This window comes from Bacillus sp. CZDM1 (assembly GCF_055502545.1).
Window position 1 is genome coordinate 136618 of record NZ_JBUESO010000004.1, and the last position, 15447, is coordinate 152064.

Here is a 15447-nt window from a genome sequence, read left to right on the forward strand (position 1 = left end):
ATTTTACCATTTCGGATAAAAAGGCTCACTCCAAGTGTAAGCTTACATCATAATAAACTTAATCAAAACGTTCTGTCTCTATTCCATCCAAAATGTCCTCTAATTCTGTAAGAAAATTCAGCTGTACAGGAGCAGGGATTTGCTCCATCCACTTTTTTATTTCAGGTAACTCCTCCGCCTCATTTATATTACTTGGCTTCGGTTCAAAAGTTGTCCACCATTTCTTCAATTCATCAATAAATTCATAAAAGTAGCGTTCAAATCTTTCAGCCCATTCTGCCCCTTCATCACCAGAAGTCTTTTGCATCATACTCCAGGCCTCCATTGCTGTTTCGAAGTATTCATCAATTCTCCTCATGCTGAACTCCTTTCAACAACCTGTTAATACTCTTTATTCTCTCATTATTATGGTAGAATGCAATCGTTTTACGCGATTCATTTACGATTTAATAACAAAATGAACATCGAAACATTCCTTCAAAAACGATGTAATATTATATTAATGTTTTACCTTCGGAAATGTTGTTATAATGTTGATATGAACAACTTAGGAGGATAACAAAATGACAATATTTGAAAAGTTAAAGCCTATTATCGCAGACCAACTGGGTGTTAAAATGGAGAATATCACACCTCAAAGCTCATTTAAAGATGACTTCGATGCTGATTCACTTGATATGGTTGACCTGACGATGGAGATTGAAGATGAATTTGCGATTGAAATTAGTGACAAAGTCGCGGCTACACTTCAAACAGTCGGTGATGTGGTAACCTATATTGAAAAGCATCGTTAAATTAATCACTGTAAGTCCACCAACCATATTAATAGAAGCCCTTCTCTTTCAGAGAGGGGCTAATCTAATTTATTTTTCTAATTCCTTCACCAAGTCAGTAATATCTTCGCCATCTACAATCACTTGTTCCAGATCTGCTCCAAAAGGCATTTCCCTTTGTATTTTCTTCCACCAATCAAAAGCAACTTTTTCCTTTGTTCTTCCGTTCAATTGGAAGGAACCTCTCCGCATTACATTATTATCCCTTGAAATATAGCTTATTTGTATAAGAACATTCATCATTTTCTGCCTAATCCTTTTCTGGGATATGTTCAATTATATCTGTTACCATACACTCTAGATATTATACTGCCTTCAAAACTATCTAATTTTCCTTGCTTTTAAGTTAGACTACCACATCGGTTCCTCCTTGTTACTTAGCTTATATATATAGGGCATCCAAATAAGCACCAAAGCATTAGCAACTAACTCAAATGCTAAAATATAGCCTATAGGTACACCAAATGATACCAAAGGTAAAATCAATAATGGTATAATTACAAAGAGACTTAGTTGGTTTCTTGATTTCCTTGAAATGTATTGGAATGAAGCACAGGACGGACATTTTAACTTGGATTTAAAGGTAAACATTTTATTAAAAGTCTCTTTCCAACTCCAGTTATAACCACAGTGTTGACAGATTGGCATGGAAAACATCCCCCCTTTGAGAATATTTTTTAACTACTTCAATACCTCACCTTTAAGAAGCGAGTATATGTATAAATCATCGAATTTACCACATGTAAATTCGTAATGTCTGAGCAAACCTTCTCTAATAAATCCTTGTCTTTCTACGAGTTTTTGTGAAGGCACATTATTAGGTTCAATTAATGCCTCAATTCTTTCTAATTGATAATGCAAATAACCATACCTCACAACGGCTTCCAAGGCTTCACTCGCAATCCCTTTTCCCCAGTAATCTTTGCTCAATTCAAAACCAACTTCACCACGATGATGTTTGGACTTCATATTAAGAAAACCACAGCTGCCTATCACCTTATCAGAATCTTTTAGTGTAATTCCCCATCTAATCCCTGAACCTTCATCATAAATAGATTGATACCACTCAATTTCATCATATACGTCATTTATTGTTTGGAAAGGTTCTAACCCCATATGTTTCACAACATCTTTATTAGATAGATACATAAACATATAATTGGCATCTAATTTTATTGCTTTTCTTAATAATAATCGATTGGTTTCTATGATTGGAAATTCCTTTGCCATTGATTTCCCCTCCTCTCAAATTACTCTTCTTTTATCATTTTACCATTTATTTGAATTGGATTGTTCCGTAGGGTCTTCTTCCTTTACTTAATAATAAAATTTATCTGCATACCTATTTTACAATGCAAATATTCCAAAAACTAATCATAGAAAAAAATCTTTTTCTGCTTTAAAATAATAAATGAATTTTAATCAATTGAGGTGAGACATCATTTTTGAATTATCCTACATCGAATGGGTTATCGTTATTTTAAGTACTGTTTTTATTGGTTTTACAAAAACCGGAGTATCCAGTATGGGTATATTGGTTGCAACAATTTTAATGTATGTATTTCCAGCAAAAGAGTCTATCGGAATCCTATTGCCCATGTTGGTAGTAGGTGATCTCTTCGCCGTTATTTTTTATCGTAGAAGTGTTGTGTGGAAATACCTTATATCACTGGTTCCATGGGTATTAATCGGAATCATTATCGGATATTTTGTCCTTAATCAAATAAATAGCGATCAATTAAAACCACTGATTGGCGTCATTGTATTAGCACTGATAATCCTGCATATCAGTCGTGAGAGATTAGGAGAAAAGTTTACCAAGTCCCTTCCTAAGTCCATATGGTTTACCCTTTCTATGGGAATCCTAGCTGGATTTACAACCATGATTGGAAATGCTGCAGGCGGCGTAATGGCCATTTATTTGTTAATGAAGGGTTTGCCGAAGAAAGAGTTTGTTGGTACAGGGGCATGGTTTTTCATGTTCGTAAATTTGATTAAAATACCGTTTTATATCAGTTTAGGTTTAATTACAGTTGATTCCATCACATTTAATGCTTGGTTGATTCCTACTATTATAATAGGGGCTGTTATTGGAATTAAAGTGGTCCCTCTCATCCCGCAAAAAGCCTTTCAAACTCTTATACTTGGATTTGCCCTCATCGGAGCATTGAGACTAATATTAGTTTAATAGCTTTAAAAAAGTAACCATTCAGTCTTGAATGGTTACTTTTTTGGGGGTATACACAGATTGATTATTCTACTTCTTTATAAATGTTGATTTCGGAACTTTCTCGTAGTTCCTTTAGCCCTGGGACAATTCTTTTTACATGCTCCGCTTGACCATGTCGGTTCAATGCCTCTTCATCCACCCATTCCTCTAGCATCGTGACAACAGATGGATCATTGATATCTTGATGAAGAGCGTATGTGATACATCCTTCTTCTTTTCTAGTTTCAGCTACTAATTCTCTAGCCTGAACTAAATAGTCTTCCACGTTTATACCTGGTTTCAATTTAGCTTTTGCAACAACTTTTATCATTTCATTAATCCCTCTCATTCTTAAAAAACCTACACATCTATTTTGAACAATCTTCTCACAATTAACAACTTCTTTGAATTAAAAAAAGTAAAGCATTGGATTTGTTTTGATTTCCAAGGCTTTACTTAGATTCTATTAACCTAATTTTTTATGGATACTGCTCATGTATTGATATTTTGTTGCTTTGTAGGTCTGATGCGTATAATATACTTTTGCTGATGCGGTGTTATCACAAAGCGAACACTTAATTTTAAATGGAGCTTTACGTATATGGGGAATTTCTAATAATGTTAATGCTTCTTTCATATGCGTGTGACAAACCCACATCGTTCTCACCTCAAATGATAGGATTAATTTTTCTTATTTGGTAGATTGTATACCATTTTTATTTATTCGCAGCTACTTCTTGCTTTAGTTTATCAGGTTTTCTCATTTTTACTTGGTTGGTAATTTCCTCATCCCAAGAGATTTCAATATCTCCATTTGTAACAAAGGTCTGGCAGCCTAAGCGATACCCTTTCTCTAGCCATTCCTCTCCAAGTTTCCTTCTTTCCTGAATTTTAACATTGTCAAGGAATTCCGCCCCTTCTTCCGCCTTAAAAACGCAAGTGCCGCAAATTCCTCCTCCACATCGATTTGGAAGCTCTCCATCATAGCGAAGTGACATTCTTAAAATATTCGAATCCTCTGGAACCTCTAACTGTTTATTACTATTAATAAATCGAATGGTTGGCATCTATGAATTCCTCCTCGAAATGTTCCTCTTGGTATACAATATACCATAAATTTAATTTTCAGACAATGTGTAAATTTAAAATTTTCTAATTATTTTTCTTTTATTTTAAGATCCTTCTAAAATAGGATAAAAATAAAACAGGCTGCTTGAAATTTAGCTGCCTGCCTCAACTATTACTTCTAAGAAGCTTCTCTTGTAGACTTTCCATATAGGTGATGTATGCTTTTTTAGAGTTTTCAATATGAATCCTCATTAAATATTCAGCCATTTCCGTTTCCTGATTACGTAATGCCTTCATAATATCTATATGTTCCTTTAAAGAAACTTTCCTTCTGCCAGGTGTCTCATAGCCCATATTCGCTGCCATATGGATATAGTCTATTAAACCGGAAAGAATTTCTAGTAATTTTGGACTCTTCGATGCTTTGTTTATTAAATGGTTCATTTTAATATGTTCAAAATTAAAGTTTTCTTCTTCATTCTCTTGAATTTCCATCAATTCTTTTATTTTTTGATCCAATTCATTTTTTGTTTCTTGATCCATTCTTTGTGAAGCTAATTTAACGGCAAGAACTTCTAATGAAGCAAGAATCGTAAAAACCTCAATAACCTCATTTACCGAAATATTGGAAAGTACGACCCCCTTCCTCGGAACGGTTTTCACAAAGCCTTGTGATTCCAGCCGGAACAAAGCCTCCCTAATGGGCGTCCTGCTTATTTTCAATTTAGCTGCAAGCTCTCTCTCAATTAGACGGTCGCCAGCTTTAAACTCACCATCGAGGATCATCTTTTTTAAATATAGATAGGCATGTTCTCTAATCGATAATAGATTCTTTTCCTCCCATTTTACTTCCATCCTTTCACCTCCCAGCTTAATTAAATACGATTCCTAGATTAAGATAAAAAGATTCCTCCATAAAGGAGTGCTCCAATAATGACAAAAGATGGATGGACCTTTAGTTTGCTCAAGGTAAAAAAGCTGAGTACCGCTAGAAGTACAAGGTGAAATACCCCACTATTTTCAAAAGCTGTTAAAAAGAATTGATAAGCCATAACTGCAAGTAAGATTGCGATAATTGGCTGTACAGACTTTGTCATGAGCTTTACTTTTGGGGAGTCCTTAAATAAATTCACAAACTTAAACAACAAAATAACGGCAATGGCTGATGGAAGAATCGTAGCTGCAAGTGCAACAATCGAACCTAGAATACCACCTACTTCATATCCGATAAAACCTGCCATCTTCGTCGCGATTGGACCAGGTAAGGCATTGGCGATGGCTAACAGGTCGCCGAACTCGGATAGAGTCATCCAATCTTGTTCATTGACAACTTCGATTTGTATTAATGGGATGGTAGCCGGTCCTCCTCCATATCCCAAAAGATTCGCAATAAGAAACGACCAAAATATTTCCAAATATATCATGAGCTTTTCTCCTTTAGTTCAACCACCTCTTTTGGAGGATTGTTTGCGGCCTTTTCTTTCCGGCTAGCAATGAAAAAGGCAGAAATTAAAAAAGTGGCGATTAGGATTCCTGGGTGAAGTCCGACCAGTTCGATTAGGATGAAAGAAATGGCTGAGAATAATAACATCTTCGATAAACCTAAACCCTTTTTGCCATTTTGGAAAAAACGATAAGCCATTTCAGCTAGCATATACCCAATAACAGGCGTAACCCCTTGAACCATACCACCTACTATAGGTGAACTACTAAATGAATAAAGGACACCTAACAAACCAAGCATGGCAATGACGGAAGGAAGAACATGGGTCAGAATGGCTACTACAGCCCCTAAGTTCCCTTTCACTTTATAACCGATATAGGCGGCCATTTTTGTAGCAATGGGGCCAGGAAGTGTGTTTGCCAGTGCTAAAACCTCGCCAAATTCTTCCTCTGACATCCATTTATATTTTTTCACTGCCTCAAATTCGATTAACGGGATGGTAGAAGGTCCTCCTCCATAGCCAGTAACTCCGGTGCGCGCAAATCCAATGGCTAATTCCAAAAATTTATTCAATTGATTCTCCATCCTTCCTTTGTAGCTAGCCTTTGAAGTGTTAAGACTATTTAAGGACCTCATATTGTTCCAAGTTGGACAATGGTTGAGGTCCTCATTTTATTATATTTTAATATCTGCTTGTGTTAATACTGAAAGACCTTGAATTTCTACATGCTTTTGCAATGCTTCGAGTGCTGCGGTTCCAACGGCTATATCCTGTTCACCGTTTCCTCCACTTACGCCTACTCCTCCGACCACTTCACCATTTATTACAATTGGGAATCCGCCTACAAAAATGGCGAACTTTCCTGGCAGCATCTGTTGAATCCCAAATGCTTCGTTACCTGGTAATGCAGGACCATTTGGCTCCTTATTAAATAAATGAGTAGAACGTTTATGACCTGAAGCCGTGTATGCTTTCGCAATCGCAATTTCAGGGCCAGTTATTCTCGCTCCATTCATTCTTTCAAGAGCAATTAAATTCCCTCCATCATCCACAATGGCGATGGTTTCCAGCACATTGATGTCCTCTGATTTCTTCTTTGCAGCTTCAATCATTAATTTCACTTCTTCTAGTTCTAATTTTAAAATTGTTTTCATTTATTTATTCTCCTCAAACTTTCTAATTTAATATCCGATATATACGGTCTTTAATTGCGTAAAAAATTCCAACCCAACTCTTCCGGATTCACGGAATGTTGAGGTACTTGATTTTTTCAACCCGCCAAATGGTGCATTCATTAAATTACCAGTGGTGGTTCGATTGACCTTTACGGTTCCGGCTTGAATGTCTTTAGTGAATTTGTTAGCGATTTTCAGACTGTCTGTAACAATCGCAGCTGACAAACCATACTCTACATCATTTGCAACCTGGATGGCTTCTTCATATGTATCTACTTCAATGACCGCCACTACAGGACCGAAGATCTCTTCTTTTGCAATTCGATGATTAGGTTTTACATTACTAAAGATAGCAGGCTGAACATAATAACCCTGCTGATAATTACCTTCTGTTAGATGGTCACCGCCAAACACCAATGACGCTCCATCTTCTTTCCCATATTCAATATACTTAAGGACATTTTTCAATTGCTTTTCATTTGCCAGAGGTCCAATTTTCACGCCCTCCTCAAAGCCATTTCCAATTTTTAAGGCGCTCGTTTTTTCAATTAGTTTTTGAACAAATTGCTCTTTTACATTTTTCAAAACGATTACTCTGCTTGTTCCAGTGCACGCCTGCCCAGTTAAGGAGAATCCACCGTTAATTGTTAACGTAGCGGCTAATTCAATATCTGCATCATCCATGACGATTAATGGATTTTTTCCGCCGAGCTCCATTTGTGTCCGAGTAGTAAAAGAAGATTTTTTGTGGATATCTTCCCCAGCAGCTGTCGAACCCGTAAAAGTAATCGCCTTAATGGCAGGATGGGTAACTAAAGCATCGCCTACTTCTGAAGCCTTGCCTGTTACAAAGTTCATGACACCTTTTGGTATACCAGCCTGATGCAGTGCTTCAACAAGACGTAAAGCAATTAGTGGTGTATCTGAAGATGGTTTAAAAACCACCGTATTACCTGTGATTAGTGCTGGTGCAATCTTTCTTGCAGGAATAGAAAGCGGAAAATTCCATGGCGTAATGACACTGATCACCCCAAGTGGCTCTCTTTCAGACGAAACTTTCATCTCCGGATCATCATTTGGATACGTTTCACCTGTTATCGTTTGTCCTTCAACAGCATAAAAGCGGAGAGTTTGTGCAGACCGAATGACTTCATTCTTAGCATCGGTAACATGCTTTCCTTCTTCTCTTGTCAACTCTTCTGCGTATTGATCAGCATTTTCCTCCAAAATACTTGCTGCTTTATTTAAAATAGCTGCACGTTTTGATGGTGATGTCTTTGCCCAATTTGGAAAAGCAGCTTGGGCTGCTTCTATCGCTGCTAGAACATCTTGTTCATTGGAAGCTTGGAAGGCGCCGACAATTTCTTCTGTATTTGCTGGATTCAGACTTACAAACTGTTTTTGGCTGACAGATTCCTGCCATTCACCATTAATATAGTTATTGAACGTTTTCACTTTTGTTGTTAACAAAGTATCACCTTTTTCTTTTTTAATAGAAAATGGCCGTCATTTAGAACCTCGATTTTTCAAGATTAATATGACGGCCAGGAAAGATAGATTCTATTAGGAGTATAATCCTTAATGAATCCGATCTATTTGTATGAAACTAAGTATTTTAGTTGGTTTGAACTAAAGACCCTAAGTCCTGCTCAAGATACTCTCTCCATAAACCATCCATGTACATACGGCGCATTTTAGCACCCACTCTAACAATTTCAAGACAACGCTGCTGTAATTCTGGTGTATCTGCGTGGTCAAGAACAATCTTGTATCCACGTTCACCATGAATTTCATCTGAAACAATGTGTAAGTCAAAGAATTCAATTTCCTCATCTGTAAATCCATATTGAGCGCGTAATGCCGGTGTTTGCTTTCTATAGATATCTGGTACTTGAGATTCTAAACCAACAACAAGGGCAGCTGTAGCAACAACAAAGTGTTCACGTGACGCTACTGCGAAGCACCAGCTTTGAAGACCTAAAGTTGTCGGTGCCATATTATCAGGGTTAATTACTCGTTCAGCAGTTGTACCGCACGCCTCTGCAAAACGAATCAATAAATCTGTATGACGATCTGCCGCAATCTCTTCTTCATACATGTTTTGTAATGTGAAGTCCTTTGCAGCTGCAAATTTTGGATCAGATGGAGTATTGTGATAGATATACGCAAGGTAATCTGCAAAAGGTCCTACATAGTGGTAATGATTTTCAGCCCATCGTGCAAAGTGCTTTCTTTCTAGTTTTCCTTCAGCCCAAGCGACTGTAAATGGAGCCTTCTGGCTATGATTACCTTTAATTGCTTCTTCTAGTTCTTTACGGAATTCGTCTTTTGATAATAATTCTGTCATTTTAACTCCTCCTGTTTCCTGGGCATTTTTTGCCGTTTTTGTATTTGATATTTTGTATACCATAATACTTGAAAAAAATTAGAGTATGTAAGTGCTTAATCTCTATCAATTTCGAATTATTGTATTTGGTATACCTTAATGAAAATATTACCCTATTATTTTTTATTTGTAAATACAATTTTTAGAATTTTTTAAAATATCAATTAAATAATTATTTAAAAGCCTAGTTTTAAATATAAACATCCTTATTTAAATTTAATAGACTGTAGAGATCTTTAGAGAGATTTTCCAATGCTTCTTCTACAATCTGTTGCCCCAATTCGAAGCTTGCTTGTGTGGCATCTCCAATACAGCCATTTTGGGTCATTTCTTCATAATAATAAAAACCTTGAATCGCCTTTCCTGGACGAAGCTGCTTCCACCTGCCTTGTTCTTGTATATCGCCTTTCTCAAGTTGATTAAGACGTACAAGCTCTGGAGCTAAATACAAAGCTTCGGATACTTCCCTTTCGCAGCTGTGTCCAAACAAAGGTGATGTGATGAAATTACCGATAGTGTTTTTAGCCGAGGCTGTGGTTTTCGCATAGTAAATTTCAACATTCAATTCTTTTGTCAAGGTCATTGATGCAACATTCAAGGTTGTTTGGTTGCCACCATGTGAATTTAACAATAAGAATTTTTTAATTCCATGGTGACTTAGGGATGAAATCATATCCCTAATGATAGAAATCAGTGTATCAGGCTGAAGTGAAATTGTTCCAGGAAAGTTCATATGGTGTGGTGAGACTCCCATATTAACGGTAGGAGTGACCCATGCATACGGAAACATTTTCTGGCCAAGTTTTTCTGCCATCTTTTCAGCCAATACAGCGTCACAGCTTTCTGCCATATGTGGTCCATGCTGTTCATGCGCTCCAATTGGAATAATTGCAAACGTAACGGTATTTAATGATTCTTTTACTTCCTGCCACGTCATATTTGTTAGATTATAACAATCCAATAATATCCCCTCACTCTATCCTTATTCATCTCGGCATTTTGTATACCAACGTTGTTTTAAAAAATAATCTACTATCTTAGGGTAGCAGATTGCTTCTTTGGCGGTTGAATGGAGATGTTTTCTTGAGAAATTTCTATATCCTGTTCGATTGTTAATTGGCAGGTTAAGCGATATCCTTCCTCCACCTTGTCACCTAACATTTTTATTTCTTTCCAATTCGGTGGTGCAATGGATTCTCCACCACTGATCACGCGGCATGTGCACTTGGTGCATCTACCCATTCCACAGCCATACTTTAATTGAGGAAATTGTCGGATACCTGCTAAAACTACTAGATTTGCGTTATCCTTTACTTGCTGTTCGACTATAGTTCCATCCACATGAAGAATTACTTTTGGCATAAAATATCCCCTTTCATTCTAGAACAAAGAATTTGATGCTTTTTAAGAATTATACATCCTTTCTACATAAGATGAAAAGAAGTTTTTATAATTTTTTAAAAAATTAGAATATACCATTGAACATTTTGATAACTTAAGATAAACTACTGGTAAGGTATTTGGTATACAAAATGTCAAAATGAGAGGTGGTCGTTACCTACATATATTTTAGGAAGCTAGTTGGATCAAGAAGTATAAAAATAATTTATAGGAGTGTTTATAATGGGGAACTATATTGTACTAACAAATAAAGATACTTTTCAAACCATTCTTGATAATGCCGGGCTAGAGGTTGTAGAGACCTATAACTTTTATTTTTTTGATAAATTAAAAGCAAAATATACGATTGCGAAAGTAATCGATGAAAATATTAAGATCCAATTATTTGAAGAATTTGAAGGTAAAGAATATGTAAACCAAATTGCTGTGAAATTTTTCGAAAGATTTGAAACGATTGAAGATGCACGCGAAGAATTGAATGAAATTGTCAAAGCATCAGGGAATAGTGAAGATTCCATTCATTCTAAGCTAGTGAAAGCAACTGAAGTAGCTTAATAAAATAAAAAAAACTTCTATTATTATTTTAACCGGAGCTGACCCACCTCATCTCCGGTTTTTTTGTAATACAGAACGACAAAAAACCGCCACTAGAGGGACTTTGACAAGTCCCCTATGTGACGGATTTTTCTGTTATTTCTGGAAGGATTTTAAAAATTTAATGTTTTTCTTAAACGAGCTAACTTCTTTTCAGCCTTTTCCATAGCCTTTTTTGATCCAAAAAGAAAATTAAACATCCCTATTCCCCCTATTTATGTTCCTGTTTTGCTTACCTTTATTGTATTATGGTATTGAAGAAATTACAACTAAATTGTATACCAAATACCAAATAAATAATGTATAATGTGTATAAATGGTGAACAAATCATCGGTTTGGTATACCATACGAATATAGATTACTGGTTTAGGATATGAACCAAATACTAAAAAGCAGGGTGTTGCTATGTTAAGATTCTTATTTTTATTCGTTATTTTTATGTTTTTACTGTCTACTTTGCTGCCTCAACTAGACTTTAGTGTCCTGCTATCCATTCTTTGTTTAATTATTGTCTGTTTCACCTTTTTTCTTGCTAAACGATCCGTTCAAATCTTAGGGGGCGCATTTCTACTCTTGGGTCTCACTCTGCTATGGACTAGCGGAGCACAATGGCATCAATACATATTATCTTTTGGACCTATGCTTGACTTGATTACTTTATTTACCTTAGTCCCGATATTAGGAATCCCCATTAAATTAGGTGGATATAGCGGCGGCATTCAAACCATTATTCAAAAAAAGGTAAACAATTCTGGTCAGTTGTATATTATTACCTCTGGTATTTCCTATTTTTTTAGTATTTTTATGAATCTCGCTACTCTGCCGATGACCTATTATTCGATACGTCCATCATTGAACATGTTCTCAGTTGAGAATAAAGAACGGTTCATGAGTAGAGCTATTACTAGAGGTTTTGCCATGCCCCTATTGTGGGCACCAGTTACCCCTATCGTAGGTATTGTTATTTCTGTAACCGACGTACGCTGGATATCCATTTTACCCTATGTGATTCCACTTAGCATTTTAGGCTTGGGAATGGATTGGTTTATAGGAGCACGCAGATCTAAAAAAATGCATACTTCTGTTCAAGACGTATCTGCTCACGAAACAGCCGCAACTATTGAACAGGGTCAAATCAATTCTCCAGGCAGGATACTGCAAATTTTCTTGGCTATTCTTATTTTTGTTATTGCCATATCTATAGCTGAATCGCTGTTTCATTATTCCTTTTTAATTCTTGTCTCTTTCCTTGTCATTCCATTTGCATTGGTTTGGTCTCTTTTCCTAAAAAAAGGAGCAGAATTTGGAAGTCAATTAATGAAGCATTTCCATTCCTTCTCAATCAGTATGAAGGATCAATTTTTCATTTTTCTATCGGCTGGTTTTTTTATCTCGACCATCACGGTCTCCCATACCAATGAATGGTTGAATGATTGGATTTTGACTTTTATTAACGTGGCTGGTGTGGAAATCTTTATGATTCTACTTCCTTTGGTACCTTTAGCTTTTGCCTTTTTGGGACTTCATCCAGCTGTTTCATTGGCACTGATGACAGGAGGCTTGGACATATCTGCCCTTGGTCTTAATCCACACATTCTAACAGTGGCCATGTTGGCTGGTGCAGTCGCGTCCTTCTTAGTAGGTCCTTATAATGCCACATTAGGCCTAATGTCGAATCTAGTAAAAGATACTTCTTATAAAGTATCAAATTGGAATATTGCCTTTACCTCATTTTATATCATCGTCGTTATGCTTTACTTGGTTCTCTTGCAAGTATTTACAGGCTGACTAGGGAAAAAAAATGAAAAACCAGGAGCTGTCAATATAGCACCTGGTTTTTTCATTTATTCTTTTTCTGACTTAATTTCTTTTAGAATTTCTTTTGCAAAGTGACCAAGAGTTCCGTTACTATAGGCACGGATTACTTCAGGCGCAATGGATGTTAAAGCCCTTTTAGTATATTCAGTTGAATATTGATTTTTTGACATTTCATTCTCAATCGCGACAGCTGTTTTCAAGGCATGGTACGTTGCCAACTTATTTACTTTAATCAAATGGTCCTCTCGGTCTATTTTCACTTGACCTAATGGTAGAAATAATTCCTCTATTTGTTTCGGTAATGCTGTCTCAGTAATAAATAAACCATTGCCATTCTCCAGTAAATCTCTCCATTGCCCCATATATTTGACACCAAAAACATTTAAGGATGGGAAATTATTTTTAATCTCATTTGTATGTATCGCCGTAGCCATATTAACAATATTAATAGAAGAAACTGGTTGCATTTTTATTATTTCATTTGAAATGAATGGGATGATCTCTTTTGCTGGTAGTGCTAATATAAATATATCGATTTCGTTAAATTTACTTGGGGTTAATAGATAGCTATTTTGATAGTGCTGAACAAAATCTTCCGTTTTCGTTAATGAAGGATGATAAACTCCTATTGATATGTTCGTTTTATTCCAGTGTTCCATCAGGGCTTTCCCCAATTTACCAATACCCACTAAACACACTTTTACTTTCTTCAAGATCTTCACCTCTCCTAATCATTGCAAAAAATAAAAAACAGGACTATTAGCTTGGTCCGAAAACGACTTCGCCGATAGCCCCCATTTTTCAACTACGTTTGATCTTTTTTACCAAATTAATACAGCTATTAATGTTGCAATGAAAAGCCCAGTCATGACAGGGATGAAGTTCTTTCTGGCGAGCTCAATTGGTGATATTTGCAAGAAGCCTGCCACAGCAACAAGTGAAGACCAAGCAACAATCGTTCCTCCACCCCAAATTGCGCCCATTTGACCTATTGCTGCCATAGTCGAAGGATCAATACTACTTCCGTTCGCTAAAGCTCCAGACAGAGCACCTGTCAATGGAAGCCCTGAGAATCCTGAGCCGTCTAAGCCAGTTACTAATCCAACAATCAAAATACCAAATCCAGCAATAAAGGAGTTTTGAGGAATGAAAGTCTGTCCAGCCTGAATCATATCAAATAGAAATGCTGGCTTCGCAGCTTCTGCGTCAAGCGAAAGAATACTTGGTGTAAAATCTCCACTACCCATGAAGAAGAAACCTGCAATTGGAATAACTGGAGCCATCGCTCTGAATGCAAATACAAAGCCTTCTGTAATATGGTCACTAATTTTATCAAGCGCATGAATGCGATTAAAAGCAATGGTTGCTAGGATTAGTAGAACGGCAGCCACACCACCAACAAAAGCTGCTCCATCGGTTCCTTCAAAACCAGCACCACCAGAGAATTTGGATTGGAACATATAAATCATGACAGCCAACATGGATAATGGCACTAAGATGGCAAATCTCTTACTCCATTTATTTTTCCTATTTACCATCTCAACACTTTCTTCAGTCGTAGCAGCAAGTTCATCCGCAACATTAAAAAATGCATTATCAGTTGAAAAATTCATATCCGGATCTAAAGTGGAACTTTTTACGATTGATTTTCGATGTGCAAAATAAACCACACCCAATGCACTAATACCAGTTATCAGAGAAAGAATTAATCCTCTATCTGTAACTAAAGTTTTATCTATTCCTGCAGCCTTTGCACTAAGCATAGGAGCAACTTGCATGATATAGTCAGATGAGAGTGCCATCCCTTGACCAGCAATAACAACTACCATAGCAGCTGTCATGACTGGCAATCCAGCACGGACTGCAGCCGGTACTAATAACGCACAAATGAGAGGGACCGCTGGTGTTGGCCAGAAAAATAATGAAATAACATAGGTCACAACCATTAATACAAAATAAGAGACATGGCCGTTAACCATTATTTTTTGAATAGGAATAATTAGTTTTTTGTCAGCACCTAAATCTCTTAAAGAATTAAGTAGTGCAATCATCAGGGAAATAATTAAGAAAATGCTGAATAACTCCTTAGCAGCAACGAGGTTTGCATTAAAGACTGCTTGAAATCCTGAAATCAAGTTCCCTTTATATACTACCGCTACTAAAAATGTACCTATAATGACTGGTAATACAACACCTTTTCTAAATAGCATCGTAGTAATGACAGAAACAGTTACAAGAGCGTAAATCCAATGAGCTAATGTTAATTCCATATATTCCCCTCCGACTCTCCGCATTTTTTTGATTCAGGTTCCGTTAATGGAATGCAAGCAATTATAAATTCGTATTGTTTATGAGGTAATGATGCAGGCTATCAAATTTATGTATTCCCTCATATAAAAATAGGTACATCTATTCTTGCCAGTTTACCATTTTTGTACATTGTGCATTGTAGATTGTATACCACGGTAATATAAAAAATTTCTATCTTTTTAAAAAAATTATGATTCCTACTTAATC

General features: G+C 36.4%; 20 protein-coding genes. 4 read left to right on the forward strand and 16 right to left on the reverse strand.

Annotated features, from left to right (window positions below):
• Positions 1-58 precede the first annotated feature (58 nt).
• Entirely contained in the window at positions 59-358 is a 300-nt protein-coding gene (locus ACY3XC_RS10810; protein WP_464868558.1) for a hypothetical protein, read from the reverse strand.
• Between the two features lie 205 nt (positions 359-563).
• Here ACY3XC_RS10810 and acpP point away from each other — a divergent pair, with 205 nt between their 5' ends.
• On the forward strand, positions 564-794 hold the full coding sequence (gene acpP / locus ACY3XC_RS10815; RefSeq protein ID WP_464868559.1) for an acyl carrier protein: 231 nt from the start codon (positions 564-566) through the stop codon (positions 792-794).
• A gap of 69 nt (positions 795-863) precedes the next feature.
• Here the strand turns inward: acpP and ACY3XC_RS10820 are convergent, their stop codons facing one another.
• The 3 genes from ACY3XC_RS10820 to ACY3XC_RS10830 form a co-directional block, all read right to left on the reverse strand.
• Positions 864-1076, reverse strand: coding sequence for a hypothetical protein (locus ACY3XC_RS10820; protein WP_464868560.1), 213 nt, complete (start codon positions 1074-1076; stop codon positions 864-866).
• A gap of 108 nt (positions 1077-1184) precedes the next feature.
• The gene (locus ACY3XC_RS10825) at positions 1185-1490 is read right to left on the reverse strand and encodes a TIGR04104 family putative zinc finger protein (RefSeq protein ID WP_464868561.1); all 306 of its coding nucleotides are present in this window, start codon (positions 1488-1490) and stop codon (positions 1185-1187) included.
• A 24-nt stretch (positions 1491-1514) separates the two neighbouring features.
• A complete protein-coding gene (locus ACY3XC_RS10830; RefSeq protein ID WP_464868562.1) occupies positions 1515-2063 on the reverse strand; it encodes a GNAT family N-acetyltransferase in 549 nt (182 codons plus the stop codon).
• A 247-nt stretch (positions 2064-2310) separates the two neighbouring features.
• Between ACY3XC_RS10830 and ACY3XC_RS10835 the strand changes: the two genes are divergently transcribed.
• Positions 2311-3021: a sulfite exporter TauE/SafE family protein gene (locus ACY3XC_RS10835; RefSeq protein WP_464868859.1), complete on the forward strand. Its 711-nt coding sequence runs from the start codon at positions 2311-2313 to the stop codon at positions 3019-3021.
• Positions 3022-3085: 64 nt separating this feature from the next.
• Here ACY3XC_RS10835 and ACY3XC_RS10840 read toward each other — a convergent pair whose 3' ends face one another.
• From ACY3XC_RS10840 to ACY3XC_RS10885, 10 genes are all read right to left on the reverse strand, one after another.
• Positions 3086-3373, reverse strand: a complete 288-nt coding sequence (locus ACY3XC_RS10840) for a putative quinol monooxygenase (RefSeq protein ID WP_464868563.1) — start codon at positions 3371-3373, stop codon at positions 3086-3088.
• A 385-nt stretch (positions 3374-3758) separates the two neighbouring features.
• Positions 3759-4109 (reverse strand): 2Fe-2S iron-sulfur cluster-binding protein, encoded by a 351-nt coding sequence (locus ACY3XC_RS10845; RefSeq protein ID WP_179161044.1) that lies wholly within the window; start codon positions 4107-4109, stop codon positions 3759-3761.
• A 166-nt stretch (positions 4110-4275) separates the two neighbouring features.
• Entirely contained in the window at positions 4276-4965 is a 690-nt protein-coding gene (locus ACY3XC_RS10850) for a GntR family transcriptional regulator (protein WP_464868564.1), read from the reverse strand.
• Between the two features lie 38 nt (positions 4966-5003).
• Positions 5004-5534, reverse strand: coding sequence for a chromate transporter (locus ACY3XC_RS10855; protein WP_179161046.1), 531 nt, complete (start codon positions 5532-5534; stop codon positions 5004-5006).
• Positions 5531-6139 (reverse strand): chromate transporter, encoded by a 609-nt coding sequence (locus ACY3XC_RS10860; RefSeq protein WP_464868565.1) that lies wholly within the window; start codon positions 6137-6139, stop codon positions 5531-5533. The genes ACY3XC_RS10855 and ACY3XC_RS10860 overlap by 4 nt, the downstream gene beginning before the upstream one ends.
• A 90-nt stretch (positions 6140-6229) precedes the next feature.
• Complete coding sequence (locus ACY3XC_RS10865; protein ID WP_464868566.1) at positions 6230-6709, reverse strand: GlcG/HbpS family heme-binding protein; 480 nt, start codon at positions 6707-6709, stop codon at positions 6230-6232.
• Between the two features lie 27 nt (positions 6710-6736).
• Positions 6737-8200, reverse strand: a complete 1464-nt coding sequence (locus ACY3XC_RS10870) for an aldehyde dehydrogenase family protein (protein ID WP_464868567.1) — start codon at positions 8198-8200, stop codon at positions 6737-6739.
• A 145-nt stretch (positions 8201-8345) separates the two neighbouring features.
• The gene (locus ACY3XC_RS10875; RefSeq protein WP_179161050.1) at positions 8346-9077 is read right to left on the reverse strand and encodes a TenA family transcriptional regulator; all 732 of its coding nucleotides are present in this window, start codon (positions 9075-9077) and stop codon (positions 8346-8348) included.
• A gap of 229 nt (positions 9078-9306) precedes the next feature.
• Positions 9307-10077 (reverse strand): creatininase family protein, encoded by a 771-nt coding sequence (locus ACY3XC_RS10880; protein ID WP_464868568.1) that lies wholly within the window; start codon positions 10075-10077, stop codon positions 9307-9309.
• Between the two features lie 71 nt (positions 10078-10148).
• Positions 10149-10478 (reverse strand): 2Fe-2S iron-sulfur cluster-binding protein, encoded by a 330-nt coding sequence (locus ACY3XC_RS10885; RefSeq protein ID WP_464868569.1) that lies wholly within the window; start codon positions 10476-10478, stop codon positions 10149-10151.
• 261 nt (positions 10479-10739) lie between these two features.
• On the opposite strand from ACY3XC_RS10885, the gene ACY3XC_RS10890 reads away from it, so the two are divergent.
• Both ACY3XC_RS10890 and ACY3XC_RS10895 read left to right on the forward strand, forming a co-directional pair.
• Complete coding sequence (locus tag ACY3XC_RS10890) at positions 10740-11072, forward strand: hypothetical protein (protein WP_464868570.1); 333 nt, start codon at positions 10740-10742, stop codon at positions 11070-11072.
• A 445-nt stretch (positions 11073-11517) separates the two neighbouring features.
• Positions 11518-12900: a hypothetical protein gene (locus ACY3XC_RS10895; protein WP_179161053.1), complete on the forward strand. Its 1383-nt coding sequence runs from the start codon at positions 11518-11520 to the stop codon at positions 12898-12900.
• Between the two features lie 56 nt (positions 12901-12956).
• On the opposite strand, the gene ACY3XC_RS10900 is transcribed toward ACY3XC_RS10895, so the two are convergent.
• Complete coding sequence (locus ACY3XC_RS10900; RefSeq protein WP_256989273.1) at positions 12957-13643, reverse strand: NAD(P)-binding domain-containing protein; 687 nt, start codon at positions 13641-13643, stop codon at positions 12957-12959.
• 108 nt (positions 13644-13751) lie between these two features.
• The gene (locus tag ACY3XC_RS10905; protein WP_179161054.1) at positions 13752-15200 is read right to left on the reverse strand and encodes a hypothetical protein; all 1449 of its coding nucleotides are present in this window, start codon (positions 15198-15200) and stop codon (positions 13752-13754) included.
• Between the last annotated feature and the right edge of the window lie 247 nt (positions 15201-15447).

Bases quoted from the DNA above. Each gene is read 5' to 3' on its own strand.
- ACY3XC_RS10810 (WP_464868558.1), bottom strand. From the start codon at position 358: ATGAGGAGAATTGATGAATACTTCGAAACAGCAATGGAGGCCTGGAGT.
- acpP (WP_464868559.1), top strand. From the start codon at position 564: ATGACAATATTTGAAAAGTTAAAGCCTATTATCGCAGACCAACTGGGT.
- ACY3XC_RS10820 (WP_464868560.1), bottom strand. From the start codon at position 1,076: ATGATGAATGTTCTTATACAAATAAGCTATATTTCAAGGGATAATAAT.
- ACY3XC_RS10825 (WP_464868561.1), bottom strand. From the start codon at position 1,490: ATGTTTTCCATGCCAATCTGTCAACACTGTGGTTATAACTGGAGTTGG.
- ACY3XC_RS10830 (WP_464868562.1), bottom strand. From the start codon at position 2,063: ATGGCAAAGGAATTTCCAATCATAGAAACCAATCGATTATTATTAAGA.
- ACY3XC_RS10840 (WP_464868563.1), bottom strand. From the start codon at position 3,373: ATGATAAAAGTTGTTGCAAAAGCTAAATTGAAACCAGGTATAAACGTG.
- ACY3XC_RS10845 (WP_179161044.1), bottom strand. From the start codon at position 4,109: ATGCCAACCATTCGATTTATTAATAGTAATAAACAGTTAGAGGTTCCA.
- ACY3XC_RS10850 (WP_464868564.1), bottom strand. From the start codon at position 4,965: ATGGAAGTAAAATGGGAGGAAAAGAATCTATTATCGATTAGAGAACAT.
- ACY3XC_RS10855 (WP_179161046.1), bottom strand. From the start codon at position 5,534: ATGATATATTTGGAAATATTTTGGTCGTTTCTTATTGCGAATCTTTTG.
- ACY3XC_RS10860 (WP_464868565.1), bottom strand. From the start codon at position 6,139: ATGGAGAATCAATTGAATAAATTTTTGGAATTAGCCATTGGATTTGCG.
- ACY3XC_RS10865 (WP_464868566.1), bottom strand. From the start codon at position 6,709: ATGAAAACAATTTTAAAATTAGAACTAGAAGAAGTGAAATTAATGATT.
- ACY3XC_RS10875 (WP_179161050.1), bottom strand. From the start codon at position 9,077: ATGACAGAATTATTATCAAAAGACGAATTCCGTAAAGAACTAGAAGAA.
- ACY3XC_RS10885 (WP_464868569.1), bottom strand. From the start codon at position 10,478: ATGCCAAAAGTAATTCTTCATGTGGATGGAACTATAGTCGAACAGCAA.
- ACY3XC_RS10890 (WP_464868570.1), top strand. From the start codon at position 10,740: ATGGGGAACTATATTGTACTAACAAATAAAGATACTTTTCAAACCATT.
- ACY3XC_RS10895 (WP_179161053.1), top strand. From the start codon at position 11,518: ATGTTAAGATTCTTATTTTTATTCGTTATTTTTATGTTTTTACTGTCT.
- ACY3XC_RS10905 (WP_179161054.1), bottom strand. From the start codon at position 15,200: ATGGAATTAACATTAGCTCATTGGATTTACGCTCTTGTAACTGTTTCT.